20 protein-coding genes are annotated in these 25,120 nt (G+C 72.9%); 14 read left to right on the top strand and 6 right to left on the bottom strand.

The window, feature by feature from the left end:
* Nucleotides 1-113 precede the first annotated feature (113 nt).
* Nucleotides 114-1,109, top strand: coding sequence for a DUF1702 family protein (locus ACQP2H_RS17575; protein ID WP_357534407.1), 996 nt, complete (start codon nt 114-116; stop codon nt 1,107-1,109).
* A 59-nt stretch (nt 1,110-1,168) separates the two neighbouring features.
* Here the strand turns inward: ACQP2H_RS17575 and ACQP2H_RS17570 are convergent, their stop codons facing one another.
* The gene (locus tag ACQP2H_RS17570) at nt 1,169-1,915 is read right to left on the bottom strand and encodes a TIGR03084 family metal-binding protein (RefSeq protein WP_433233581.1); all 747 of its coding nucleotides are present in this window, start codon (nt 1,913-1,915) and stop codon (nt 1,169-1,171) included.
* 470 nt (nt 1,916-2,385) lie between these two features.
* Between ACQP2H_RS17570 and ACQP2H_RS17565 the strand changes: the two genes are divergently transcribed.
* From ACQP2H_RS17565 to ACQP2H_RS17525, 9 genes are all read left to right on the top strand, one after another.
* Nucleotides 2,386-3,441 (top strand): carboxymuconolactone decarboxylase family protein, encoded by a 1,056-nt coding sequence (locus ACQP2H_RS17565; protein WP_219462637.1) that lies wholly within the window; start codon nt 2,386-2,388, stop codon nt 3,439-3,441.
* Between the two features lie 135 nt (nt 3,442-3,576).
* Entirely contained in the window at nt 3,577-4,551 is a 975-nt protein-coding gene (locus ACQP2H_RS17560) for a DUF1702 family protein (RefSeq protein ID WP_219462636.1), read from the top strand.
* A 139-nt stretch (nt 4,552-4,690) separates the two neighbouring features.
* Nucleotides 4,691-10,450, top strand: a complete 5,760-nt coding sequence (locus ACQP2H_RS17555; protein WP_433228089.1) for an SDR family NAD(P)-dependent oxidoreductase — start codon at nt 4,691-4,693, stop codon at nt 10,448-10,450.
* A 2-nt stretch (nt 10,451-10,452) separates the two neighbouring features.
* Entirely contained in the window at nt 10,453-10,896 is a 444-nt protein-coding gene (locus ACQP2H_RS17550) for an acyl-CoA thioesterase (RefSeq protein WP_208566627.1), read from the top strand.
* Nucleotides 10,897-10,912: 16 nt separating this feature from the next.
* On the top strand, nt 10,913-11,449 hold the full coding sequence (locus ACQP2H_RS17545) for a flavin reductase family protein (protein ID WP_208566626.1): 537 nt from the start codon (nt 10,913-10,915) through the stop codon (nt 11,447-11,449).
* Nucleotides 11,450-11,496: 47 nt separating this feature from the next.
* Complete coding sequence (locus ACQP2H_RS17540; RefSeq protein ID WP_433233579.1) at nt 11,497-12,804, top strand: cytochrome P450; 1,308 nt, start codon at nt 11,497-11,499, stop codon at nt 12,802-12,804.
* 378 nt (nt 12,805-13,182) lie between these two features.
* Nucleotides 13,183-13,818: a MerR family transcriptional regulator gene (locus tag ACQP2H_RS17535; protein WP_219462629.1), complete on the top strand. Its 636-nt coding sequence runs from the start codon at nt 13,183-13,185 to the stop codon at nt 13,816-13,818.
* Between the two features lie 139 nt (nt 13,819-13,957).
* The gene (locus tag ACQP2H_RS17530) at nt 13,958-14,539 is read left to right on the top strand and encodes a hypothetical protein (RefSeq protein ID WP_208566623.1); all 582 of its coding nucleotides are present in this window, start codon (nt 13,958-13,960) and stop codon (nt 14,537-14,539) included.
* Entirely contained in the window at nt 14,536-15,123 is a 588-nt protein-coding gene (locus ACQP2H_RS17525) for a copper resistance CopC family protein (RefSeq protein ID WP_219462627.1), read from the top strand. Before ACQP2H_RS17530 ends, ACQP2H_RS17525 begins: the two co-directional genes overlap by 4 nt.
* A gap of 385 nt (nt 15,124-15,508) precedes the next feature.
* Here ACQP2H_RS17525 and ACQP2H_RS17520 read toward each other — a convergent pair whose 3' ends face one another.
* Nucleotides 15,509-16,294, bottom strand: a complete 786-nt coding sequence (locus ACQP2H_RS17520) for a helix-turn-helix domain-containing protein (protein WP_208566621.1) — start codon at nt 16,292-16,294, stop codon at nt 15,509-15,511.
* Between the two features lie 836 nt (nt 16,295-17,130).
* Here ACQP2H_RS17520 and ACQP2H_RS17515 point away from each other — a divergent pair.
* Both ACQP2H_RS17515 and ACQP2H_RS17510 read left to right on the top strand, forming a co-directional pair.
* Nucleotides 17,131-19,038: a CRTAC1 family protein gene (locus ACQP2H_RS17515; RefSeq protein WP_219462625.1), complete on the top strand. Its 1,908-nt coding sequence runs from the start codon at nt 17,131-17,133 to the stop codon at nt 19,036-19,038.
* On the top strand, nt 19,035-20,072 hold the full coding sequence (locus ACQP2H_RS17510) for an enediyne biosynthesis protein (RefSeq protein WP_219462623.1): 1,038 nt from the start codon (nt 19,035-19,037) through the stop codon (nt 20,070-20,072). Before ACQP2H_RS17515 ends, ACQP2H_RS17510 begins: the two co-directional genes overlap by 4 nt.
* A 116-nt stretch (nt 20,073-20,188) precedes the next feature.
* Here the strand turns inward: ACQP2H_RS17510 and ACQP2H_RS17505 are convergent, their stop codons facing one another.
* Complete coding sequence (locus ACQP2H_RS17505) at nt 20,189-20,863, bottom strand: helix-turn-helix transcriptional regulator (protein ID WP_244252060.1); 675 nt, start codon at nt 20,861-20,863, stop codon at nt 20,189-20,191.
* A gap of 515 nt (nt 20,864-21,378) precedes the next feature.
* Between ACQP2H_RS17505 and ACQP2H_RS17500 the strand changes: the two genes are divergently transcribed.
* Both ACQP2H_RS17500 and rfbA read left to right on the top strand, forming a co-directional pair.
* Nucleotides 21,379-21,573, top strand: a complete 195-nt coding sequence (locus ACQP2H_RS17500; protein ID WP_219462621.1) for a hypothetical protein — start codon at nt 21,379-21,381, stop codon at nt 21,571-21,573.
* A 44-nt stretch (nt 21,574-21,617) separates the two neighbouring features.
* Nucleotides 21,618-22,493 (top strand): glucose-1-phosphate thymidylyltransferase RfbA, encoded by an 876-nt coding sequence (gene rfbA, locus ACQP2H_RS17495; RefSeq protein ID WP_219462618.1) that lies wholly within the window; start codon nt 21,618-21,620, stop codon nt 22,491-22,493.
* 60 nt (nt 22,494-22,553) lie between these two features.
* Here the strand turns inward: rfbA and ACQP2H_RS17490 are convergent, their stop codons facing one another.
* The 3 genes from ACQP2H_RS17490 to ACQP2H_RS17480 form a co-directional block, all read right to left on the bottom strand.
* On the bottom strand, nt 22,554-23,582 hold the full coding sequence (locus tag ACQP2H_RS17490) for a sensor histidine kinase (RefSeq protein ID WP_219462615.1): 1,029 nt from the start codon (nt 23,580-23,582) through the stop codon (nt 22,554-22,556).
* Nucleotides 23,575-24,270, bottom strand: a complete 696-nt coding sequence (locus ACQP2H_RS17485; protein WP_208566612.1) for a response regulator transcription factor — start codon at nt 24,268-24,270, stop codon at nt 23,575-23,577. Before ACQP2H_RS17485 ends, ACQP2H_RS17490 begins: the two co-directional genes overlap by 8 nt.
* Before the next feature lie 78 nt (nt 24,271-24,348).
* Nucleotides 24,349-25,092, bottom strand: a complete 744-nt coding sequence (locus tag ACQP2H_RS17480) for a zf-HC2 domain-containing protein (RefSeq protein ID WP_219462613.1) — start codon at nt 25,090-25,092, stop codon at nt 24,349-24,351.
* Between the last annotated feature and the right edge of the window lie 28 nt (nt 25,093-25,120).

The following is a 25,120-nucleotide window of genomic DNA, read 5'->3' as shown; positions in this document are numbered from 1 at the left end:
CGGGGAAACGGGTGCGGCCCGGACGATGAGTGCACCCGTGACCGGCGTGCGCCCCGAGGTGCCCCGGCGGGTCCCGACCGTTGCCGACTCCGGCGTTGCCCAGGGAGATGCCCATGCCGACCACCCTTGGTTCGATCCGCAGGCTGCTGCTCACCCCGTCGTTGGCCGAGGTGAGCTTCGCCCGACGCGGCTTCCCCGTCGAGGAGTCGGCGGTCACCCGGCGGTTGGAGGCCATCCCGCAGACGGTGATCTGCGGGTTCGAGTGGGCGATCGACGCCCGCGACCAGTGGGAGGTGGAGCGTCGCCTGGAACTGGTCGACGTCGAGTTGCGCGGGTTCGCCTACGAGGGGGCGACGATGGCCTGCACGGTGCGTGACGCGATGGCCGGCGGACGTGGCCACCGGGCCCGGGACCTGCTGCGGGGCCGGGCCGAGCGGCACACCTTCCTCACCTACATCGGGATCGGCTTCGCGATGGCCCGGCTGCCCCGCCCGCTGTGGCGGCGGGTCCTGCCCGACCTGACCGGCATGCGGTACTACCCGACGATGAGCTGGCTGGCCGTCGACGGGTACGGCTTCGACCGGGCCTACTTCGACACCGACCGTTGGGTGGGTGGGCAGTACCGTCCGTCGCCGTACCCCTGGCAGGGGCACCCCGACTACTTCGCGCGCGCCTGCGACCAGGGCGTCGGCCGGGCGCTGTGGTTCATCCACGGTGCGCAGCCGACCCAGGTGGCGGCGGCGGTGCAGCGGTTCGACCGGTCCCGGCAGGCCGACCTGTGGAGCGGCGTCGGACTGGCGGCCACCTTCGCCGGTGGCTGCGACGCGGAGGGGTTGGCCCTGCTGGCCCGGCTCAGCGGCGTCGACCGCCCGCACCTCGGCCAGGGCGCGGTGTTCGCCGCGAAGGCCCGCGACTACTCGGGTCACATCCCCGGGCACACCGGGGTGGCGCTGCACGCCCTCGCCGGGATGACGGTGGAGCACGCCTCCGTGTTGGCCGACGAGGTCGCGGTGGACTCCGCCGCCGGGCCGGCCCTGCCGGCGTACGAGCTGTGGCGGGCCCGGGTGCGCGACCGGGTGCCGGTCGCCGACCCGGCGACCCCGGCCTGATCCGGTCGGTGCGCAGTCGACGGCCCCCGTCCCGGCTCGGGACGGGGGCCGCCGGCCGGTCAGGCCCGGACGCTGTCGAACTGGCCCGGGGTGCGGCCGGGACCGGCCGGGCCCCGGTAGGCCTGCGCCAGGTCCAGCCAGCGGTCGGCTTCCGCCCCGACGGCGGTGAGCGCCAGGTCGGCGCGGTGCCGGCGGCGGGTGACGAGCAGGCACAGGTCGGCCGCCGGCCCGCTGATCCGCTCGGTGGCGTCCGCCGGCCCGAACTCCCAGACCGCGTCGCCGGAGGGGGCGGTGATCTCGAAGCGGAATGCGACGTCCGGGGTGTCCAGCCCGCGCGCCTGGTAGCCGAAGTCCCAGGTGCGGACGGCGAAGTCGACCAGGTGCCGGAGCCGGTCGGTGCGTTCGGGGCGCAGCCCGAGCGCGTCGGCGATGTCCTGCCCGTGGCCGAACAGTTCCATCATGCCGGCGGCGGCCAGCACCGGCGCGGGCAGCGGCCGGACCAGCCAGGGCACCGTCTGCCCGGCCGGCACCGCGGCCAGGGCCTGCTCGGCGGTGGCCCGTTCCGCGCGCCACTTGGCCAGCAGCGCCGGTGGCGGCGCGGACAGGTACGGCGACAGGGCGGTCCGCACGTTGCGGTTGAAGTCGGGCCCGAACTGCTGGGCGAGCGCGACGAACCCCGCCGGGTCCGCCGCGGCCAGTCCCGCCAGCCGGAAGGTCGCCGCCAGGTGGGCGATCTGGTGGGCGACGGTCCACTCCGGCGCGGGGGTGTCCAGCGCCCACTGCGCCTCGTCGAGGTCGGCGACCATCCGGTCGACGGCGTCACCCTCCAGGCCCAGGTCGACGAAGACGTCGTTTTGTGCGCTCACGCGGCTGTCCTCTCGCTCGTCAGCAGTGGCGAGCGTGGCCCGGCGCGTCCGAGGGCGCCGGTTGCCACGCACGACGCCGATCCCGTCGCCGCCGCGTCGGGCGGCCGGTGGCCGGGCCCGCGCCGACGGCGTCACGTCAGCACCAGCAGCATGCGGGCCGGGCGTGGGCGCTGTCTTCTCTCGTCATGCGCTGCGGCCGGGCCGTACCCCGGTGTCACCGCAGTCGCGGGCCGCGCCCACGGTCGATGGTGGACCCGCGTCGACGGGGACGCATCCGGGCCCGTGCGCCGGGTTGCGCACCGTGGAAGAACCGCCGGCCGGGCCGCGCGGCGCATGCTGACCACGATGGGCCCGGCCGTCGACGTCCGGCCAACCCCGGCACGCCGGCGGGCCCGCCAGGGGGAGGGACCATGGTCGCCGCACGGGTCGCGTCATCGGTGGTACGCCGCCAGGTCAGGTACGTCGCGCCGGTGCCGGCCGGCACCGCCCGGGGCCTGGTGGCCGAGGTGTACGCCCAGGCGCAGGACGAGCAGAAGCTGGTGGTTCCGCCGGTGCTGCTGCACTCCCCGGCGCCGCCGGTGCTCGCCGCGTACTGGATGTTGATGCGGGAGCCGCTGATCGCGGGCCGGGTGGTGGACCGGCGCACCAAGGAGGCGGTGGCCGCCGGGGTGTCCGTGGCCAACACCTGCCCGTACTGCGTGGACATGCACAGCATCAGCCTGTACGACCTGGCCACCGAGGACGACGCGGAGGCCGTCGCCGACGACCGGATGGCCGACCTGGGTGATCCGGTGGTGCGGGCGGTGGCCGGTTGGGCCCGGCAGGCCCACACCGGTGCGACGGTCCCCCCGTTCCCGGCCGCCCACGGCCCGGAGCTGGTGGGCGTGGTGGTGGCCTTCCACTACCTGGCCCGGGTGGTCAACGTCTTCCTGCCCGACCATCTGCTGCCCGCCGGCCTGTCCGGTGCCGCCCGCCGCCGGTTCAAGCGGGCCGTCGGTCGGTTGCTGCGACCCACCCTGCGGGCCGCGCCCCGGCCGGGTCGGTCGCTGGCGTTGCTGCCGGTGGCGGCGCTGCCGCTCGACGCCGGGTGGGCCGCCGCCGATCCGGTGGTCGCCGGTGCGGCGGCCCGCGCCTACCGGGCGTTCGACCTGGCCGGTGCGGAGGCGGTGCCGGCGTCGGTACGGGCGCTGGTGCGCGACCGGCTCGACGGTTGGGACGGGCAGCCGCCGGGACCCGGTCGACGCTGGTGCGACGAGGCCGTCGGCGGGCTGCCGGAGCGGGACCGGGCGGCCGGTCGATTGGCGCTGCTGACCGCGTTCGCCTCCTACCTGGTCGACGACGAGGTGGTCGCGGGGTTCCGCCGGGTCGAGCCGACCGACCGGGCGCTGGTGCAGGCGGTGGCCTGGGCGGCGTACGCGGCGGCGCGGGAGGTCGGCCGACGCTGTGCCGGCCCCGCCACCCGATGACGTCGCCGATCAATTCCGGGGCCATCGGGTAATGCGCCGGTGGCGCACCTTTGAAGTAGACGATCTGTTTCGCCGCTGAAAACATAACTTCAGGAGGCATCCCTCCTGACGTGCGAGAAGATAGGGGGACGCCAGGTGTCGAATACATTCCGGAGATTGCGGCGACGCATTCTCACGCCCTCGTTGTCGGAGACCAAACTGGATGTGCGCGGTTTCCACCGTAAGGACCCGGCCGCCGTCGAACTGTTGGAAACCGTCGGTGAGTCATTTCTGACCGGGTACGCCGCAGCGGCCGAGGCCCGGGAGCCCGCCGACGCGGAGCCGGCGCTGGAGGCGGTGCGCGCGCAGTTCCGCGGCTTCGCCTACGAGGGTGCCGCGATGGGCTTCGCCGTGCTGGACGCCCTGCCCGGCGGCCGGTCGGACCGGGTGGCGACGTTCCTGTCCGGCCGGGGTGCCGACCACGTCTACATGGCCTACGTCGGTGTCGGCTGGGCGATGGCCCGGGTGCCCCGGTTCCGCTGGTCGAAGCTGTCCGCCCCGGACCCGCTGCTGCGCTGGCTGGTGCTCGACGGGTACGGCTTCCACCAGGCGTACTTCCACACCCGTCGGTACGTGCACGAGCACTACCAGGAGTCGGACTTCCCGTGGCCTGCCGACGGCCCCCGCTGGTACGCCCAACGCGCCATCGACCAGGGCATCGGTCGGGCGATGTGGTTCGTCGGCGGCACCGACGCGGCGGTGGTCGCCGATCTGATCGACAGGTTCCCGGCCGAGCGCCGGGCCGACCTCTACGGCGGTGCCGGCCTGGCCGCCACGTACGCCGGTGGCGTCGACGCCGACGAACTGCGCGTGTTCCTCGACCGGGCCGGTTCGCACCGTGCCCAGGTCGCCCAGGGCAGCGCGTTCGCGGCGACCGCCCGGCTGACGGCCGGCCTCCAGACCCCGCACACGGCCCGGGCCACGGCGGTGCTGGCCGGCACCACCCCGGCGGAGGCGGACCGGATCTGCGCCGCGCAGCGGCCGACCGGCGCCGACAGCCCGCTGGAGCCCGCCTACGAGGTCTGGCGTCGTGCCATCGCCGACGAGCTGCGGGTACGCGGAAGGCACTGACCGGGACTCCGTCCCCGTCCCTGTTCCCGTCCCGCCGGCCGCCGGGTGGTCCCGGCGCAGCCTCCCCACACCTGCCCACGACTCGGCAGGCGCCTCGCCACGCCCGTGGCGACCCGAACGGTAAGGAGATCGTGCCCGCATGACCAGGATCGCCATCGTTGGCATGGCGTGCCGATACCCGGACGCCACCTCGCCCCGAGAACTGTGGGAGAACGCCCTCGCCGGTCGCCGGGCCTTCCGCGCGCTGCCCGACGTCCGTATGCGGTTGGCGGACTACTGGGACGCGGACCCGAGCGCCCCGGACCGGTTCTACGCCCGCACCGCCGCCGTCATCGAGGGGTACGAGTTCGACCGGCTCGCCTACAAGATCGCCGGTAGCACCTACCGCTCCACCGACCTGACCCACTGGCTCGCCCTGGACATGGCCACCAAGGCGTTGGGCGACGCGGGCTTCCCGCTGGGGGAGGGGCTGCCCCGCGACCGCACCGGTGTGGTCGTGGGCAACACCCTCACCGGTGAGTTCGCCCGCGCCAACGTCATGCGGCTGCGCTGGCCGTTCGTCCGTCGTACGGTCGCCACCGCGCTGCAACAGCAGGGCTGGGACGACGACCGGTTGGCGACCTTCCTCGACGGGTTGGAGCAGCGCTACAAGGCGCCCTTCCCGGAGATCGACGAGGACACCCTCGCCGGTGGCCTGTCCAACACCATCGCCGGCCGGATCTGCAACTACTTCGACCTCAACGGCGGCGGGTACACCGTCGACGGCGCCTGTTCCTCGTCGTTGCTGTCGGTCGCCACCGCCTGCCGGGCCCTGCTCGACGGTGACCTCGACGTCGCGGTGGCCGGTGGGGTGGACCTGTCGATCGACCCGTTCGAGATCGTCGGCTTCGCCAAGACCGGCGCGTTGGCCCGCGACGAGATGCGGGTCTACGACCGGCACTCCAACGGCTTCTGGCCGGGGGAGGGGTGCGGGATGGTGGTGCTGATGCGGGAGGCCGACGCGCTCGCCGCCGGCCACCGCAGCTACGCCACCATCGCCGGCTGGGGCATCTCCTCCGACGGTAAGGGCGGCATCACCCGTCCCGAGGTCAACGGCTACCAGCTCGCCCTGCGCCGGGCGTACGAGCGGGCCGGGTTCGGCATCGAGTCGGTGCCGCTGTTCGAGGGGCACGGCACCGGTACGGCGGTCGGGGACGCCACCGAGTTGACCGCCCTGTCGGAGGCCCGCCGGCAGGCCGACCCGACCGCCCCGCCCGCCGTGATCACCTCGATCAAGGGCATGATCGGGCACACCAAGGCGGCTGCCGGGGTGGCCGGCCTGATCAAGGCGGCGCTGGCCGTGCACCACCAGGTGCTGCCGCCCGCGCTCGGCTGCGTCGACCCGCACGAGTTGCTCACCCGCGACGACGCGACGCTGCGGGTGCTGCGGGCGGCCGAACCGTGGCCGGACGGTCAGCCGGTGCGTGCCGGCATCACCGCGATGGGGTTCGGCGGCATCAACACCCATGTGGTGCTGGAGCGGGCCGGGACGGCCCGTCGGGTCGCCTTCGACACCCGGACGGCCCGCCTCGCCACCTCCGTGCAGGACGTGGAGCTGTTCCTGGTCGACGGGTCCTCGCGGGACGAGCTGCGCGACCGGCTGGGGGAACTGCTCGAGCACGTGCCGACCCTGGCCCAGGGGCAGCTCGCCGACGTGGCGGCCACCCTGCACGACCAGTTGGCCGACCGACCGTACCGGGCGGCGGTGGTGGTTTCCTCGCCCACCGACGCGCAGCAGCGGCTGCGGCGGCTGTGTGAGTTGCTCGACTCCGGCGAGACCCGGCTGGTCGACGGCGACGGGCGCAGCTTCCTCGGCCACGTCGGCGGCGCCGGCCGCATCGGTTACCTCTTCCCCGGTCAGGGTGCCGGCCGCGGGACCAGCGGCGGGGCGCTGCGCCGCCGGCTGACCGAGGTGGACCAGGTGTTCCGCCGGGCCGACCTGCCGGTCACCGGGGACATGGTGGCCACCGCGCTGGCCCAGCCGCGCATCGTCACCGGGTCCCGGGCCGGCCTGGCCGCCCTGGACCTGCTGGGTCTGGACGCGACCGTCGCGGTCGGGCACAGCCTCGGTGAGTTGTCCGCCCTGCACTGGGCCGGCGCGATGGACGACGAGACCCTGCTGCGGGTGACCCGCGCCCGGGGCGCGACGATGACCGAGCACAGCTCCTCCGGGGTGATGGCCAGCGTCAACGCCGGGCCGGAGCGGGTCTCCGCGCTGGTGGCCGGCGTGCCCGTGGTGATCGCCGGGTACAACGGGCCGGAGCAGACGGTGGTGGCCGGCACCGAGGACGCGGTCCGGGCCGCCCTCGACCTGGCCGCCGACGCCGGGATCGGGGCGTCCCTGCTGCGGGTCTCGCACGCCTTCCACTCACCGCTGGTGGCACCGGCGGCGGACGCGTTCGCGGGGCACCTGACCCGGGAGTCCTTCGGCCCGGTCCGCCGCCGGGTGGTCTCCACCGTGACCGGCGAGACCCTGGCCGCCGAGACCGACCTGCGGGGGCTGCTGCACCGCCAGATCACCGACCCGGTGCTGTTCGCCCAGGCGGTGGCGTTGGCCGCCAAGGACATCGACCTGTTCGTGGAGGTCGGTCCGGGGCGCATCCTCAGCGGCCTGGCCGGGGCGATCACCGACGTGCCGGCGGTGGCCCTGGACACCGACGACGAGTCGCTGCGCGGGCTGCTGCGGGTGGCCGCCGCCGCGTTCGTGGTGGGTGCCGCGCACGACTACCCGGCGCTGTTCGACGACCGGCTGCGCCGGCCGCTGCGCATCGGGGCCGAGCAGCACTTCTTCGCCAGCCCCTGCGAGCAGGCACCGCTGGTCGATCTGCCGGAGGCGACCCGGGCGGACCGCCCCGCCCCGACCGACGCCGACGGGCCGGTCGACGGCGAGTCCACGGTGCAGATGCTGCGCCGGCTGGCCGCCGAGCGGGCCGAGTTGCCACTGACCATGGTGCACGGCGAGAGCCGGCTCCTGGACGACCTGCACCTCAGCTCGATCACCGTCGGGCAGATCATCAACGAGGCGTCCCGGTTGGTGAACGTGCCGCCGGCCCAGGCCCCCACCAACTTCGCCACCGCCACCGTCGCGGAACTGGCCGTGGCGCTCGACGAACTGTCCGCGACCGGCCAGGCCGGCGACCACGACCGGTCGCCTGCCGTGACCGGCGCGGCGACCTGGACCCGGGCCTTCACCGTCGACCGGGAGCCGGCCGCACCACCGACCCCGGTGGGCGGTGGCGCACCCGGTCGGTGGCAGGTCTTCGCCCCCGACGGTCACCCGCTGGCCGCGCCGCTGCGGCACGCCCTGGAACGGGCCGCCGTCGACTCCGGTGTGCTGGTGTGCCTGCCGGCCGAGTGCACCGAGGAGCACCTCACGCTGGCCCTGGACGGGGCGAAGCAGGCCCTGGCCGGGCCGGCCGGCACCCGGTTCGTGCTGGTGCAGCGGGGTCGGGGCGCGACCGGGGTGGCCAAGACGTTGCGCCTGGAGGCGCCGCAGCTGCGGGTGACAGTGGTGGACACCCCGGCGGGACCCGGGGCCGTCGAGCGGGTGGTCGCCGAGGTCGGTGCCACCACCGGCTACCAGGAGAGCCACTACGACGACGCGGGTACGCGCCGGCTGCCCGTGCTGCGGGCCCTGCCGGTACGCGCCGCGCAGACCCGGCCCGCCCTCGACGACTCCGACGTGCTGCTGGTCACCGGTGGGGGCAAGGGCATCACCGCCGAGTGCGCCCTGGCGGTGGCGGAGCAGACCGGGGCCCGGCTGGGGCTGGTCGGCCGCTCCGATCCGGCCGAGGACACCGAGCTGGCGGACAACCTGCGGCGGATGGCCGCCCGTGGGGTGACCCTGCACTACACCCGGGCCGACGTCACCGACGCCGGGCAGGTCGCCGCCGCGGTGGCCGAGGTGCGGGCGGCGTTGGGTCCGGTGACCGCGGTGCTGCACGGCGCGGGACGCAACGAGCCGGCCGCGCTGACCGCGCTGGACCAGGCGGCGGTCCGGCGGACCTTCGCCCCCAAGCTGGACGGCCTACGGGCGGTGCTCGCCGCGGTCGACCCCGGGCAGCTGCGCCTGCTGGTCACCTTCGGCAGCATCATCGGCCGGGCCGGCCTGCGTGGTGAGGCGCACTACGCCACCGCCAACGACTGGCTGGCCGGCCTCACCGAGGAGACCGGCCGACAGTTCCCCCGATGCCGGGCGCTGTGCCTGGAGTGGTCGGTCTGGTCCGGGGTGGGGATGGGTGAACGGCTGTCGGTGGTGGAGTCGCTCAGCCGGGAGGGGGTCGTCCCGATCAGCCCCGACCAGGGCGTCGAGGTGCTGCTGCGGCTGCTCGCCGACCCGGATGTGCCGCCCGTGGTGGTGGTCAGCGGCCGGGCCGAGGGGATGGACACCCTGCGCTACGACCGTCCGCCGCTGCCGTTGCTGCGGTTCGTGGACAAACCGCTGGCGTACTACCCGGGTGTCGAACTGGTCAGTGAGGTCGAGCTGACCGCCGGCACCGACCGCTACCTCGCCGACCACCTGCTCGACGGCAACCTGCTCTTCCCGGCGGTCTTCGGGATGGAGGCGATGACGCAGGTGGCGGTCGCGGTCACCGGCCGGTCCACGGTGCCGGTCGTCGAGCAGGTGGAGTTCCCCCGGCCGATCGTGGTGCCGCCCGACGGCAGCACCGTCATCCGGGTGGCGGCCACCGTCACCGACGACGCCGTCGTCCAGGTGGCGATCCGCAGCGCCGAGACCGGGTACGCCACCGACCACTTCCGGGCCCGGCTGCGGTTCACCGACACCGCCGTCCCCGACGGCCCGCCCGGACGCACCGACCCGGGCCTGCCGCAGGTGCCGCTGGCACCCGAGCGGGACCTCTACGGCGAGTGGCTGTTCCAGGGTGGCCGGTTCCAACGGCTGCGCGGGTTCCACCGGGCCGCCGCCCGCGACGTGGACGCCGAGGTGGCCGTCGGTGGGGGTGACGCCTGGTTCGCCGGCTTCCTCCCCGACGAGCTGCTGCTCGGCGACCCCGGCACCCGGGACGCGTTCATGCACGGCAACCAGGTCTGCGTACCCGACGCCACCCTGCTGCCGGTGGGCGTGGAGCGGATCTGGCCGGCCGGGGCACGGATGTCGGGCACCGGCACGGTGCGCTGCTGCGCCACCGAACGCAGCCGCGACGGCGACACCTACGTCTACGACATCGCGGTGCGCGACGAGTCCGGGGCGGTCGTCGAACGCTGGGAGGGCCTGCGGTTGCAGGCGGTCCGGCACCGGGGTGGCCGGGGACCGTGGCTGCCGGTGCTGCTCGGCTCGCACCTGGAACGGGGGCTGGGCGACGTGCTCGGTGCCCGGGTCGCGGTCGCCGTGGAACCCGACGGCGCGGCGGACACCCCCCGCCGGGTCCGGACCGCCGTCGCCGTCGGCCGGGCCCTCGGCGCCCGGCACGAGGTGCGTTACCGCCCGGACGGCCGGCCGGAGGTCGACGGTGACCGCGCTGTCTCGGCGGCGCACGGTGCCGGGGTCACCCTCGCGGTCGCGGCGACCGGGACGGTCGGCTGTGACGTCGAGCCGGTGGCCGAGCGGTCGGCGGCGGACTGGGCGGGCCTGCTGGGCGTCCACGCCGGTCTGGCCGCGTTGATCGCCGGGGACCGCGAGGAGAGCGCGCACACCGCGTCGACCCGGGTGTGGGGCGCGGTGGAGTGCCTGCGCAAGGTCGGCCTGCCGGCGGATTCGCCGCTGACCCTGACGCCTGGCGGCCCCGACGGCTGGGTGGTCCTGGCCTCGGGTGCGCTGCGTGTCGCCACGTTCGCCACGAGCCTGGTGGACATCCCGGAACCGGTGGTGTTCACCGTGCTCACCGACGGGTGGAGTTGATCATGGACAAGTTCTTCGAGTATCCGCACACGGTCGGTTTCGAGGAGACCAACATCGTCGGCAACGTCTACTACGTCAACTACCTGCGTTGGCAGGGACGGTGCCGGGAGATGTTCCTCAAGCAGCACGCCCCGGACGTGCTGGCCGACCTCCAGGACGACCTGAAGCTGTTCACCCTGAAGGTCGACTGCGAGTTCTTCGCCGAGATCACGGCCTTCGACGAGCTGTCGATCCGGATGCGCCTGGTCGACCTGGTGCAGACCCAGCTGGAGTTCAGCTTCGACTACGTACGCCTCGACCCGGGCGGCGGCGAGACACTGGTCGCCCGGGGTCGGCAGCGGGTGGCCTGCATGCGCGGGCCCAACAACCGGACCGCGCCCACCCGGGTGCCGGAGGCGCTGACCCGGGCGCTGGCGCCCTACACGGCCACCGTCCGGGCCCAGTGACGGCGAGGGGACCACGATGGACATCTCTGCGGGCGCTGACGACGCGGTGGTCGACCCGGCCGCGCTGCGGCGGGCCTTCGCCGCCTTCGCCACCGGCGTCACGGTGGTCACCGTCGGGGGACGCACCCCGCACGGGATGACCGCGAACGCCTTCACCTCGGTGTCGCTGGACCCACCGTTGCTGCTGGTCTGCGTGGACCGGGAGGCGGTCATGCACCGTCACCTGGTGGCCGCCGGCAGCTTCGCGGTGTCGGTGCTCGCCGCCGACCAGGAACACGTGGCGCGGCACTTCGCCGACCGCCGCCGGCCGCTCGGCGCCGCCCAGTTCGACGTCGTCGACTGGCGGCCGGGCCGGCTCACCGGAGCGCCGCTGATCACCGGCGCGCTGGCCTCCTTCGAGTGCGCACTGTGGCGCGACTACGAGGGCGGCGACCACACCATCTTCGTCGGCCGGTTGTTGTCGGCCGAGAAACTCCACGAGGAGGACGCGGTGCTGTTCCTGCACGGGCGGTTCCGGCAGATCACCCCCATGCCGAGCGGGGTGGTCCGGTGACCACGGTCGCGCCCCGGGTGGTCCCCCGGGGCCCGACCGGGGTGGCGATGCTCGGCACACTGTGGAAGCTGGGCCGCGACCGGCTCGGCCTGATGCGCTCCGCCGCCGAGACCTACGGCGACGCGGTGCGCCTCGGCCCGGGGCGGGGGCTGCACTTCTTCAACCACCCCGACCACGCCAAGCACGTGCTGGCCGACAACAGTCAGAACTACCACAAGGGCATCGGGTTGATGCACGCCCGGCGGGCCCTGGGTGACGGGCTGCTGACCAGCGAGGGCGAGTTGTGGCGGGAGCAGCGTCGGGTGATCCAACCGGTGTTCCAGGCCCGCCGCATCGCCCAGCAGGCCGGAATCGTCGCCGAGGAGGCCGGCCGCCTGGTCGACCGGCTGGAGACGTACGCCGGTGGCGAGCCGGTCGACATGATGCGGGAGATGACCGGGCTCACCCTCGGGGTGCTCGGGCGTACCCTGCTCGACGCCGACCTCGGTGGCTTCCGGTCGCTCGGGGCGGCCTTCGAGTCGATGCAGGACCAGGCCATGTTCGAGATGGCGTCGATGAACATGGTGCCGATGTGGGTGCCGCTGCCGCAGCAGATGCGCTTCCGCCGGGCCCGCCGCGAGCTGGCGGAGATCGTCGACGAGTTGGCGGAGCGGCGGCGTGCCCGGCCCGGCCACGAGGACCACGACGACGCGCTGTCGCGGTTGCTGGCCTCGACCCGCCGGGAGCCGGACCCCGCGGTCGGCCGGCGGCGGCTGCGCGACGAGCTGACCACCCTGCTGCTGGCCGGGCACGAGACCACCGCCAGCACCCTCGGCTGGACCTTCCACCTGCTCGACCGGCACCCGCAGGTGTGGGAGCGGGTACGGGCCGAGGCGCTCGAGGTGCTCGGCGACCGGGCGCCGACCTATGAGGACCTGCCCCGGTTGACGTACACCTCGATGGTGCTCAGCGAGGCGATGCGTCTCTACCCGCCGGTGTGGATGCTGTCCCGCCGGGCGCAGGAGGCCGACGAGGTCGGCGGCTACGCGGTGCCCGCCGGTACCGACGTGCTGATCTGCCCGTACACCCTGCACCGGCACCGGGCCTACTGGGACGAGCCGGACCGGTTCGACCCGGAGCGGTTCTCGCCGTCGGTGTCGGCCGGCCGGCCCCGCTACGCCTACGTGCCGTTCGGCGCCGGCCCCCGGTTCTGCGTCGGCAACCACCTCGGTCTGATGGAGGCGGTCTTCGTGGTGGCCATGGTGAGCCGCCGGTTGCGGCTGCACACCCCGGCCGGGCACCGGGTGGTGCCCGAACCCATGCTGTCGCTGCGCATCCGGGGCGGTCTGCCGATGACGGTGCAGGCCCTGACGTGACCCTCGGGGCACAGCCACGAAGTGCGGTTCAGCAACATCGAATAACCGACACGCAGGCCACACTGGTTACTATTGCGCTGAGCAACTCTCAGGTTGCTCATCGTGCTGGGGGAGGTGCGATGAGTCCCGGATGCGCGGCGACCACCCCGGCCGGTGAGGCCCGAGGTGCCCGCCCTGTCCCAGGAGCCGCCGTCGCACCGACGGGCGGCTGCACCGCCGTCATCGCGAACGCGCCGACGGCCGTCACCCGCCGTGCTGTCCGGCGCCCGCTGTCCGCGGCGGCGTCACCGCCGATACGTTCGGACCGGCCGCTGCCGGGCGGCGCAGTCCCGCCGCTGGCGGCGTCCGGCGGTGGTCACCGGGACCCTGGGGGGACGGATGCGCATCTCAGATCTGGCCAGGATCAGTGGTGTTCCACTTCCGACGATCAAGTTCTACATCCGGGAGCGGCTGCTCCCACCGGGCCGACCCACCGCGCGTAACCAGGCGGAGTACGGCGAGGAGCACCTCGCCCGGCTCCAGCTGATCCGGGTGCTGGCCGGCATCGGGCGGCTGAGTCTGTCCTCGGTCCGTCGGGTGCTGGCCGCCCTCGACGACAAGGGGCTCTCGCTGGGCGCCCAGTGCCGGGCCACGATCTGGGCGCTCTTCCCGGACCAGCCCGAGGAGGACGCCCCGGACGTCGGCCCGGCCCGGGTCCAGGTCGACGACTTCATCGACCGCCTCGGCTGGGAGGTCGACGCCGCCTCACCCGGTCGGGACACCCTCGCCCATGTGCTGACCGCGTTGCAGCGGCTCGACGCCAACTGCGACATCGACGTGTTCAGTGAGCACGCCGAGAGCGCGGCGCGGATCGTGACGCACGAGTTCGGGCACGAGTCGGCGCACTCCGCCACCGCCATGGCGGTCTGGAACGTGCTGTCCGAGGTGGCCTTCGAGGCGATGCGCCGGATGGCGCAGGAGAGCCACCTGGCCCACTGCTGCGCGACCTCCGCCGACCGGGTGGCGGGTGCCTGAGCGGCCACCACCATGGAATGTCGGCACGCTGGAAGACGACAGTGGGTCACCCGGGCCCCAGCCTGAAGAGGCGGCGTGCTGCCGTCCCCCGGCCCGCTGCGGTGCCGGTGTCCGTCGACCGAGGGGGAGACCACCCGACATGTCCAACCAAGCCGTACCCCGCCCTTCCCGATCGGGCCCGCTCGGCCGGCTCAACGGCCCCTACCACCGCACGGCGCTGAACCTGTACATGGTCGTGGTGCTGGCGCACTGGGCCGAGCACCTCGTCCAGGCGTTCCAGATCTGGGTGCTGGGCTGGCCGGTGCCGCAGTCCCGGGGCGTCCTCGGGCTGGCCGTGCCGTGGCTGGTCACCTCGGAGTGGCTGCACTACGGGTACGCCATCGTGATGCTCATCGGGCTGGCCCTGCTGCGCCCCGGTTTCGTCGGTCGTGCGCGTACCTGGTGGACGGTGGCGCTGGCCATCCAGTTCTGGCACCACATCGAGCACCTGTTGCTGCTGCTCCAGGCGCAGACGGGGCACTTCCTGTTCGACCGTCCCGTGCCGACCAGCGTGCTGCAGCTGGTCTTTGCCCGGGTGGAGCTGCACCTGTTCTACAACACGATCGTCTTCCTGCCGATGGTGGTGGCGATGTACCTGCACCTGCGACCCACCCCCGCCGAGCAGGCGACGATGGCCTGCACCTGCGCCCCCCGCTCGGTCAGGGCGCTCACGCCGGCATGACCGCCGCCGGACAGGACGGCCGCCGCCGTGGCTTCGGGCCGCGCGCGGCGGCCGTCGCCGTGGTGCTGGTGACCGTGGTGACCGCGCTGTGGCTGCGTTCGCCGAACCCGCCGGGACCGGCCGAGACGGTCGCCGCCGTCGTGGTGCCTGCGGACGGCAGCCGGTTGCCCACCGGGCCGACCGAGGTGCGGCTGCGCCTGGCGGGAACTCCGGATCCGAACGAGGCGCACGTGTCGTTGACGCCGGCGGACGGCCCGCAGGTGCCCACCGGTGCCTCCCGCCGCGACGGCAGCGACCTGGTGGTGTCGGTGCCGGCCCTGCCGCAGGGCAGCTACACCGTCGCCTACCACGTGTGGCTCACCGACGGCCGGCAGAGCACCGGGCGCAGCGTGTTCGCCGTCGGCGCCGCAACGCTGCTGCCGCCGGCCGCCGTCGTGCCCGAGACCGGACACCAGCACGTCGGCACCGACCCCCTGGACGGTCTGCTGCTGGTGCTGGACCTGGTGCTGCTGATCGCGCTGTCGGTGCTCCTGCTGCGCCGGCCCCGGGTCGCGTCCGATCCGGAGGAGCCCCAGGACCGCTGATCCGCCGCCTGGCGTCCGGGCCCGCTGGTGGTCCCGGGCGTCGGGTGGTCCACCGTGCGGGCCCCTCGAACCCCTGTGGTCCGGCGCGTGTGGTCCGGCCGGCCGGTGGTCACCTCGACCGCCCGTGGTCCCGGCCCGGCGCGACCGGGGTCGAACCGCCGGGCCGTGCCCGGCCGACCGTGACCCGTCCGGCGGGGCCCGGCCTGTGCGGCGGGGCCCGGCCTGTGCGGCGGGGCCCGGCCTGTGCGGCGGGGCCCGGCCTGTGCGGCGGGGCCCGGTCTGGCCCGACTCGGCCCGGTTCGACCGGCTGACACGGCGATGCGGCGCATCCCACCTTTCGTGGGATGCGCCGCTGGCTCCGGTCGGTTCGCGGTCCGACCCGCCGTCAGGCCGCTTCGACCCGGTAGCCGACCTGGTCCAGCGCCATCCGGCGGATGTCGAGCAGGGCGAGCAGCACCGGCGGGTCGATGGACCGGGCCGGCTTGAGGCCCATCTCGATCGGGGGTACGGCCTGGTCACGCCGGACGATGATCGGTCCGTGCGAGCCGACGAAGATGTCCTCGGGGTCCAGGTCGTGGGCGTCCGTGGGGGAGCCGTCGGTGCGTACCGACTGGACGAGCAGGTACCAGTGTCCCTCGGGGACCGTCTCCAGCTCGAACGCGCCCGCGCCGTTGAGCACCGCACAGCGGACGGGTCGGCCCTCGGGCAGCGGGTCGGGGAAGAGCCCGACGAAGACGAAACCGAGGTCCTCGTCGTCCGGTCCGGTGACGGTCCCCCGTACCGTCGAGGTGCGTCCGGCCGAGCCGCCCCTGGTCTCGTCCTGCGGAATGCGCGTGCTGAAGCCCCGGTAGCGCCGGTAGGCGGTGGGGGACATGCCGACGCTGCGGGTGAAACGTGAGCTGAAGGTGCCGACACTGTTGTAGCCGACCCGCAGGCTGATGTCGGCGACGTTCAGGGTGGTGGAGACGAGCAGGTGCTTCGCCTCCTGGAGGCGGATGGCGGAGAGGAAGCGTCCGGGCGAGACGCCGGTGACCCGGCGGAAGATCCTTGAGAAGTGGAACTTGCTGAACATTGCGGCACGGGCCATGTCGTCGATGGTGAGCGGCTCGGCGATGTTGTCCCGCATCGTGACGATGGCCCGCTCCACCGCCCGTTCAATGACGTCTTCCACGGTCTCCCCCAGGTGTTCGATTCGTCGGTCGGTGGCATCCCCGGGCACAGTTGTGGCGACTGCGTGCCTACGGTGTCTATGCCGGCTGATTGACGGAGCGTTAAATCTCGATCAATGCATAAACGCGGATGCGGCCGTCGAAATTGCCTTGGCCGTCGGGGCCGTGTTGATGCTAGCGCGACCAAAGATAGGCGGCAATGAGCGCCGATGCCGGCGGTATGGATAGCCATGCTATCGATCCCGGCCGTATTTGCCAGCGGAGATCCTCGCTATCCGTCCGACCGCCCCCGATGTCGTCCGCGCAGCGTACGGCCATTGTTGGGTTGGGTGTACCGGGCGGGCCGGGGGCGGTGCGAGATGATTCGTCCGATCTGCTGGGTGGGCTGGAGGCGCTCCCAATCGGCAGGCATTAAACCGGCAATAGCCATATTTGGGGGTGTATCGAGGCAGCCGCATCGCGGTCAAGCGGGCGTTCAGGAGAGCAAAGTCAGAGAACTTTGACGCATCGCGATCGGCGAGAGACTCGCTGTGATGGCACGACCGAGCCCCGCTCGTCCGGTCCGTGCCGGCGGGAGAGCACGCTCTGAGAAGACTCCATTGGTCTTCTGGCTGACGATGTTCGTGGCCCCCGAAAGGGCTCCAGTCATCTGATGGGCGGTTAATCCGTTGGTTATTCACCCCGCCGCGGAGGGTGGTAATCATCAGTATCCCCGCCCCGGTCGGTGGCACTTCCGAGTGACCAGTCAACGGGCGAACGACGCGCCCACTAAAACGTAGGGGGACTGTTGCCGTCTCAATCTGCCGGCTTCCTTCGCCGCGCAACTCCCGCAGCCTTTGTGCTCGTTCTGCTGAGCATTCTCTTCGTCGTGGCACAGCGCCCTGCGGCGTCCGCTGCCGAGCGGTCGGAGCTGGCCGCACGGTTCCAGTTCGCCGAGCTGCCGATCGCGCTGCCACCCGCACCCGCCGCCCGCCAGGTCCGCGAGGTCAATCCGGAGTACGAGCACATCAAGTCCTGGGTGTCCTCGGTCGGGGCCGCGATCGCCCTCAACGACCTGGACGGTAACGGGGTGGCCGACGACCTCTGCCTGGTCGACACCCGTAGCGACACGGCCGTGGTGACTCCGGCACCGGACAGCGGGGCCCGCTACCAGCCCTTCGTCCTCGATCCCCGGCCCCTGCCCACCGACACCACCATGGCTCCGATGGGCTGTGTGCCCGGCGACTACAACCTCGACGGCCGCACCGACCTGCTGGTCTACTACTGGGGTCGGACGCCGGTGCTCTTCCTGCACCGGGCCGCCGCCACCGACCTGCGCCTGGGCAGCTACGCGCCGACCGAGCTGATTCCCACCCAGCCTGGTCCGGCCAACCGCTACCAGGGTGCACTGTGGAACACCAACGCGGTGGCGGTCGCCGACTTCGACGGCGACGGTCGGCCGGACATCGGCGTGTTCAACTACTTCCCCGACACCCAGGTGCTCGATCCGGACGGGCAGCCCAACGTCCAGATGAACGCCTCCATGTCGCACGCCCGCAACTCCGGCGGGGCGCACGTGCTGCGCTGGGACGCGGCCACCGGTGGTGACCAGCCCTCGGTGCGGTACGTCGAGCAGAAGGCGGTCCCCGGCCCGGTCTCCACCGGCTGGACCCTCGGCGCGGCGTCGGCCGACATCGACGGTGACCTGCTGCCCGAGCTGTACCTGGCCAACGACTTCGGCCACGACCACCTGCTGCACAACGTCTCGACCCCGGGCCGGATCAGGTTCGCCCAGACGCAGGGCCGGCGGGGCGCGTTCACCCCGAAGTCGATGGTGCTCGGTCAGGACTCCTTCAAGGGCATGTCGATCGACTTCGGTGACCTCGACAACCGGGGCAGGTTCGACATGTTCGTCAGCAACATCACCAGCTCCTGGGGGCTGGAGGAGAGCAACTTCGTCTGGATGAACAACGCCGGCAGTCCGCAGGACGCGCGGGCCAAGCTCACCCGCGGGGTGGCGCCGTACGACAACAAGGCGTCCAAACTGAACATGGCCTGGACCGGCTGGGGCTGGGACGCCAAGATGGCCGACTTCGACAACAACGGTTCGCTGGAGGTGGTGCAGGCCGACGGGTTCATCAAGGGCACCACCAGCCGGTGGGCCTGGCTCCAGGAGTTGGCGATGTCCAACGACCTGATGCTGCGCAACCCGGCGATGTGGCCGAAGGCGGAGCCGGGCGACGACATCGCCGGTAACGACAAGCTGGCGTTCTGGGTGCGGCAGGGCAAGACGTTCGTCAACCTCAACGCCGAGCTTGGCCTCGACGTGCCCATCCCGACCCGGGGCGTGGCGGTGGCCGACACCAACGCCGACGGGGTGCAGGACTTCGCCGTGGCCCGCCAGTGGGGTCCGCCGGCGTTCTACCGCAACACCGCCGCGTCCCCGGGTGGCTTCCTCGGTCTGCGCCTGCACCGGCCGACGGTGGGTGGCCCGGCCGACGCCCGGACGCCGGCCTACGGCGCCCAGGTCAAGATCCGTACCGCCGACGGGCTCACCCAGGTCGCCCAGCTCGACGGCGGCGGCGGGCACTCGGGCAAGCGCAGCTTCGACGTCTTCTTCGGGCTGGGCTCCGCCGGGGACCGCCCGGTGTCGGCCGAGGTGTGCTGGCGTGACCTGACCGGCGCGACCCACAAGCAGACCCTCTCGCTCACCTCCGGTTGGCACGACCTGATGCTGACCGCCGACGCCCAGGAGATCACCCGATGACTGACGTCAGACAGGAAGGCGTGACCGACGCCGCGGTGCGTACGGTCCCGGGCGGGGTCCGGCCCGTCGATGCGGCGACCCCGCCCACGGCCCGACCGGCGGTGCCCCGGGTGGACGGCAAGGACCCGCGCTATCTGGCGCTGCGCAACTTCGCCATGTCGATGTCGATCTTCAACATCATCGGCTACACCCTGCTCGGTTTCGAGCAGCCGTGGACCTGGCCGTTCTTCGCCCTGCTGGTGGGTTACACCGCCGAGATCGGGATCGAGATGGTGTCGGCGTGGGCCGGCAAGCGGCGACCCGCCTTCAGCGGCAACGGGGTGTGGGGGATGTACACCTTCCTGCTGCCCACCCACATCACCGCGCTGGCGGCGAACATGCTGCTCTACGCCAACGACCGGTTCTGGCCGGTGGCGTTCGCCGTGGTCGTCGCGATCGGGGCGAAGACCGCCCTGCGGGCGCCGGTCAACGGGCGGATGCGGCACTTCATGAACCCGTCGAACTTCGGGATCACGGTGACGCTGCTGGCCTTCTCCTGGGTCAACATCGCGCCGCCCTACCAGTTCACCGAGAACGTGCCGGACGCGATCAGCATCATGGTCCCGCTGGTCATCATCACCGCCGGTACGGTGCTCAACGCCATGCTCACCCGCAAGGTGCTGCTGATCGTCGGTTGGCTCGGCGGTTTCGTCATCCAGGCGGTGGTCCGGGCGTTGGTGCTGGACGTGGCGATCTGGGCCGCGCTGGTGCCGATGACCGGGGTGGCCTTCGTCCTGTTCACCAACTACATGATCACCGACCCGGGTACGACGCCGTCGCGGGGCCGCAACCAGTTCATGTTCGGCTCCGCGGTGGCCGGGGTCTACGGGGTGCTGGTCGCGTTCAACGTGGTCTACACCCTCTTCTTCGCCGTCACCATCGTCTGTGCCGTCCGTGGCCTGATGTGGTGGGGCATCTGGTGGCGTGACCGCAGTCGCGAGCGCGCTCGGGGGTCGGTGCCGGTCAGTCCGGCGGCGCCGGCGCTGGTTCGCTGATCCGGTCCGTGACGACGTGGGGCCGTCCCGCCGGGGCGGCCCCACGTCCGTCCCGGCGGGACGGATCGCCGCGACCGGCTGCCGGCCGGGGCGGGGGAGCCCGGTGTGCCGCCCGGTCAGCCGGTGCGCAGCAGCGGCGGCAGGCCGGCCGCGTGCACCACGGGCGGATCGAAGGTGCGCATGGGGCGCAGGGTGAGGTCGGCCCGGATCGACCGGGACGGGCAGCCGACCGTCACCGGCCCGTGGTGGCCGACCAGCAGCGGTCGCACCCCGGTGGTCGACCGGCGGCGGTGCACCGCGTGGGCCAGGACGAACCAGGTGCCCGGCGGCACCGGGCCCAGCAGGTACGCGCCGGGGCCGGGCAGGACCGTGGAGCTGACCGGCTTTCCCTGCTGGATCCGCTCCGGGAACAGCCCCACGAAGATCCAGTCGGGCGCCTCGCCGGGAAGCGTCCTGATCTGTCCCCGCACGGTCGGGCCGGTGGCGTCGGCCGGGTCGGGGCGGATCGGGCACGGCGGCCGGTAGGGCAACTCCCGGCCGAGGGCGCGGCCGAGCCGGCGGAAGCTGGAGGGGGGCAGACCGACGCTGCTGCTGAACCGCGCGCTGAACGTGCCGACACTGGTGTAACCGACCTGGTGGCTGATGTCGGTGACACTCCACGAGGTGGCCAGCAGCAGGTGTTTGGCCCGCTGGAATCGGATCGCCGACAGAAAGCGCCCGGGTGACACTCCGGTTACCCTGTGGAACACCCGGCAGAAGTGGTACTTGCTCAGCAGGGCGGTTCGCGCCATCTCGTCCACGCTGAATTGCTTCCCCAGATTCTGGTGCATTTCGGCGATGACCCGCCGGACCGCCCTGCTGCTGTGGTCTTCCATCGTGCCCCCGGCGAGCGTAATGGTGGGTGCTGGTCTGTACGACGTGGATCGTCTGGCTGAGCTGCGACGATGCAGCGTCGTTCCGGTTCCGCGACGTCCCCCGGGGCGGAATCGGCAAATGGCGGTTGACGCCGACAAAAGGGTTTTGTCGGTTTTGTCGAATCAGCTGACCTCAATGCTAGGGCACCCTCTGAGCATGGTCAACGGCGCGAAATCCGAATGGCACTAACAGGTGTCTTTTCCGGATGCGTACCCCCTGTCTATCCGGTGATGATTGCCGTCATGGCCCGATGCGCCCGGCTCAATGATTGATGTCGGAAAAGCGCTGCGGGCGGATCGCCCGTCGCCATCCGGCGATTCGACCGTTGACCTGGGCAACGAGGAAGGTGCGCCGGACCCGGTGCCGGCGTCACGATGAGAGGCGTCCGCAAATGGGCAACGTGAGGACCGACAACGCCGACGACGACGAGGCCCGCCCCCGGCCCGGCCGACCCCGTACCGCCGCAGCGGACGGGGCGCACCGGACGCCCTCCGCCCTGGACGCCTGGGCGCGGGCGAACCGGCGTGGGCAGTGCGACTGGGCCGACCCGGAGACCGAGCCGCACCTGATCCGCGGTCTCGACTGAACCGGACCACCACGTCCGCGCCGGCCGCTGGAGGGAGAAGGACCGTGAAGGGAATCGTCCTGGCCGGAGGGTCGGGCACCCGGCTTTACCCGATGACCGTGCCGGTGTCCAAGCAGCTCCTGCCCGTCGGTGACAAGCCCATGATCTACTACCCGCTGTCGGTGCTCATGCTGGCCGGCGTCCGGGACATCCTGGTCATCGCCAAGCCGGCCGACCTGCCGCAGTTCCGCCTGCTGCTCGGCGACGGCTCCCGGCTCGGCCTGGCCATCTCCTACGCCGCGCAACCCGAGCCACGCGGCATCGCCGAGGCGTTCCTGATCGGGGCGGACCACGTCGCAGGCCACCCCAGCGCGCTGATCCTGGGCGACAACATCTTCCACGGCACCGCGTTCTCCCGGCTGCTGCGCGAGGAGACCGCCGCGGTCAGCGGCTGCACCCTGTTCGGCTACCCGGTCCACGACCCGCAGCGCTACGGCGTCGGCGTCACCGGCCCCGACGGCACCCTGCGCGACATCCAGGAGAAACCGTCCCAACCGCACTCCAACCGCGCCATCACCGGCCTGTACCTCTACGACCACGAGGTCGTCGACATCGCCAAGAACATCAGGCCGTCCCGCCGGGGAGAACTGGAGATCACCGACGTCAACCGGGTGTACGTCGACCGGGGTCGGGCCCGCCTGGTCGACCTCGGGCGCGGCTTCGCCTGGCTGGACACCGGCACCCCGGAGTCACTGCTACAGGCCAGCGTCTACGTGCAGACCATGCAGGAACGCCAGGGCGTCCGGATCGCCTGCCTGGAGGAGACGGCGCTGCGGATGGGCTACATCGACGCGGCGGCCTGCCACCGGCTCGGCGCCGCCATGGCCGGCTCCGACTACGGCCGCTACGTGATGGACATCGCCGAGGAGTTCGGCGCCTGACCCGTGCGGTGCCGCCCGTGCGGTCCGGCGTCGCGCCGCAGGCCCCCCCGCCCGCCGCCGTCAGCCGGTGGCCAACGGCAGCCGGACGACGAACCGGCAGCCCTCGGCGACGTTGTGCACGTCCACCCGGCCGCCGTGCGCCTCGACCAGGCCGCGCACGATGGCCAGCCCCAACCCGCCGGAACCCGCCATCGGGCCGTTGCCCGCGTGCGGGGTGCGGGCCGGCTCGCCCCGGAACGCCACGTCGAACAACCGGGGCAGGTCGGCCTCGGGAATGCCGCCGCAGGTGTCGGCGACGGCCAGCCAGGCGACGTCGCCGTCGCGCCCGGCGTCGACCCGGACGGTGCCGTCGGCCGGCGTGTAGCGCACCGCGTTGAGCAGCAGGTTGCCCACCACCCGGCTCAGCTCGCGCTCGCTGGCGGTCACCGTGGGCCAGCCCGACTCGGCGGACAGCAGCCGGATGCGGCGCGCGGCGGCCAGCGGCGCGGTCCCGGCCAGGGCGTCGGAGACCACGTCACCCAGCGGCACCGCCGACAGTGACAGCCGCAATGCCCCGGCGTTGATCCGGGACAGCTCGAACAGGTCGTCGACCAGCCGGGTCATCCGGTCGGTCTCCACCCGGATCCGGCGGTGGTACTCGTCGACCGTCACCGGGTCGGCGACCACCCGGTCCTCCAGCGCCTCCGCCATCGCCCGTAACCCGGCCAGCGGGGTCCGCAGGTCGTGCGACACCCAGGCGACCAGGTCCCGGCGGCCCTTCTCGATCCGCCGCTCCCGGGCCCGCGCCTGGTCGGCCCAGACCGCCGCGGTGGCGAGCCGGCGGGCGAACAGCCAACCCACCGCGAGGCTGACCAGCGCCGCCGCCGAGACGGTGATCAGCACCACCTCCAGGTCGTGCGGGGAGAGGAACATCGCCTCGGCGATCACCGCGACCCCGGCCACCACGGCGCTCACCGTCATCGCCAGCAGCACCGTGACGTGCACGGTGATGGACCGGCCGCGCAGCAGCCGCAGCATCCCCGCGCCGAGCAGCCCCACCCCGCCGGCCGCGGCCAGCGCCGCCCCGAAGATCAACGCCAGGTCAGTCATCGGCCGGCTCGTACCGGTAACCCACACCCCAGACCGTGACGATGCGGCGCGGGTTGGCCGGGTCGTCCTCGATCTTCTCCCGCAGCCGGCGGACGTGCACGGTCACCGTGGACTGGTCGCCGAACCGCCACCCCCAGACCCGTTCCAGCAGCTCAGCGCGCGACAGCGCCCGGGCGGGATGCCCCATCAGGTGGGCGAGCAGGTCGAACTCGCGCAGGGTCAACGCCAGGTCGCGACCGTGCAACCGGGCCACCCGGGGACCGGTCAGCACGCTCAACCCGCCGTCGGTGAGCACCTGCGCCGTCGCCGTGACCGGCTCACCGCCGGCCCGGCGCAGCACCGAACGGACCCGCAGCACCAGCTCCCGGGGGGAGAACGGCTTGCTCAGGTAGTCGTCCGCACCCAGTTGCAGGCCGAGGATCCGGTCCGCCTCGTCACCCCGGGCCGTCAACATCACGATGGGTACGCCGTCCGGGCGCTGCCGCAACCGACGGCACACCTCCAACCCGTCCAGCACCGGCAGCATCACGTCCAGGACGACCAGCTGCGGAGGCGAGGCAGCCACCGCGGCGAGCGCGGCGGCCCCGTCCCCCACGTGGTCCACCTGGTAGCCGGCGTGCTCCAGATAGCGGCACACCACGTCGCTGACCGTCCGGTCGTCGTCGACCACCAGCACCCGTTGCGCCACCGGCACCTCCCTCTCGTGCCGGCCAGCGTAACGGCGCGACGGGCCGCCGAACCTTGCCAGCTGATTACGGTGCGCCGCTCAGGCCGCCCGGCGGTCCCGGGCCTGCGCGCCGTAGGGCTGCACCACGGCCCGGCCGGGCTCGTCCAGCTCGTCGAGACGCAGCCGCCATCGGGACCGGCCGGCCCGTCGTCCCTGCGGTGGGCCGCTCGGACGCGGACCGAGCCGGAACAACAGCACCGTGATCAGGTAACCGCCGACCAGGAACCCGTGGCTGACCAGCCGGGGCACCGCCACCTGCGCGGTGACCACGTCGTTGACCGACAGCAGGACCAGGGTCGCGACGAAGGCGCTCAGCATCGGCAGCAACCCGGCCGGCGGGGTACGGCGCAGCGCGACGAACAGGAAACCGGCGCCCACCGCGACGTTCCACGCCGCCGACTCGTGCCACAGGTGCTGCCCGGTCGGGTGCAGGTGCTCGGCGTTGACGCCCTGGCCCACCTGGGCCAGCCCGAGGGCGAGCTGGACCGCGCCGAGCAGCCCCAGGGCGACCCGCAGGCCGGCGGTCGACCCGCCACGCCACCGCTCGAACCGTCGTCGCCCCGGTGGCGGCACGGCGGCGAGGATCGACTCGGTCAGGTCGGGCACCGCCGCCACCACCCGGGTACGCGCCCGCCGGGTCACCATGGCGGCGACCTCGTGCCAGGCGCGGCAGTCCGGGCAACCGTCGAGGTGCGCCTGGACCGCGCCCCGCTCCTCGGCGGTCTCCTCCCCGTCGAGCTGGGCCGACAGGATCTCCCGCCAGGACGCGCACCGGTCGCTCATCCCGCCACTCCTCGTCCGTACCGTCGGC

Source organism: Micromonospora sp. CA-248260 (assembly GCF_050942205.1).
GTDB lineage: Bacteria > Actinomycetota > Actinomycetes > Mycobacteriales > Micromonosporaceae > Micromonospora > Micromonospora antibiotica.
The sequence above is the reverse complement of the archived record's forward strand: the minus strand, read 5'-3'. Positions and strand labels throughout refer to the sequence as shown.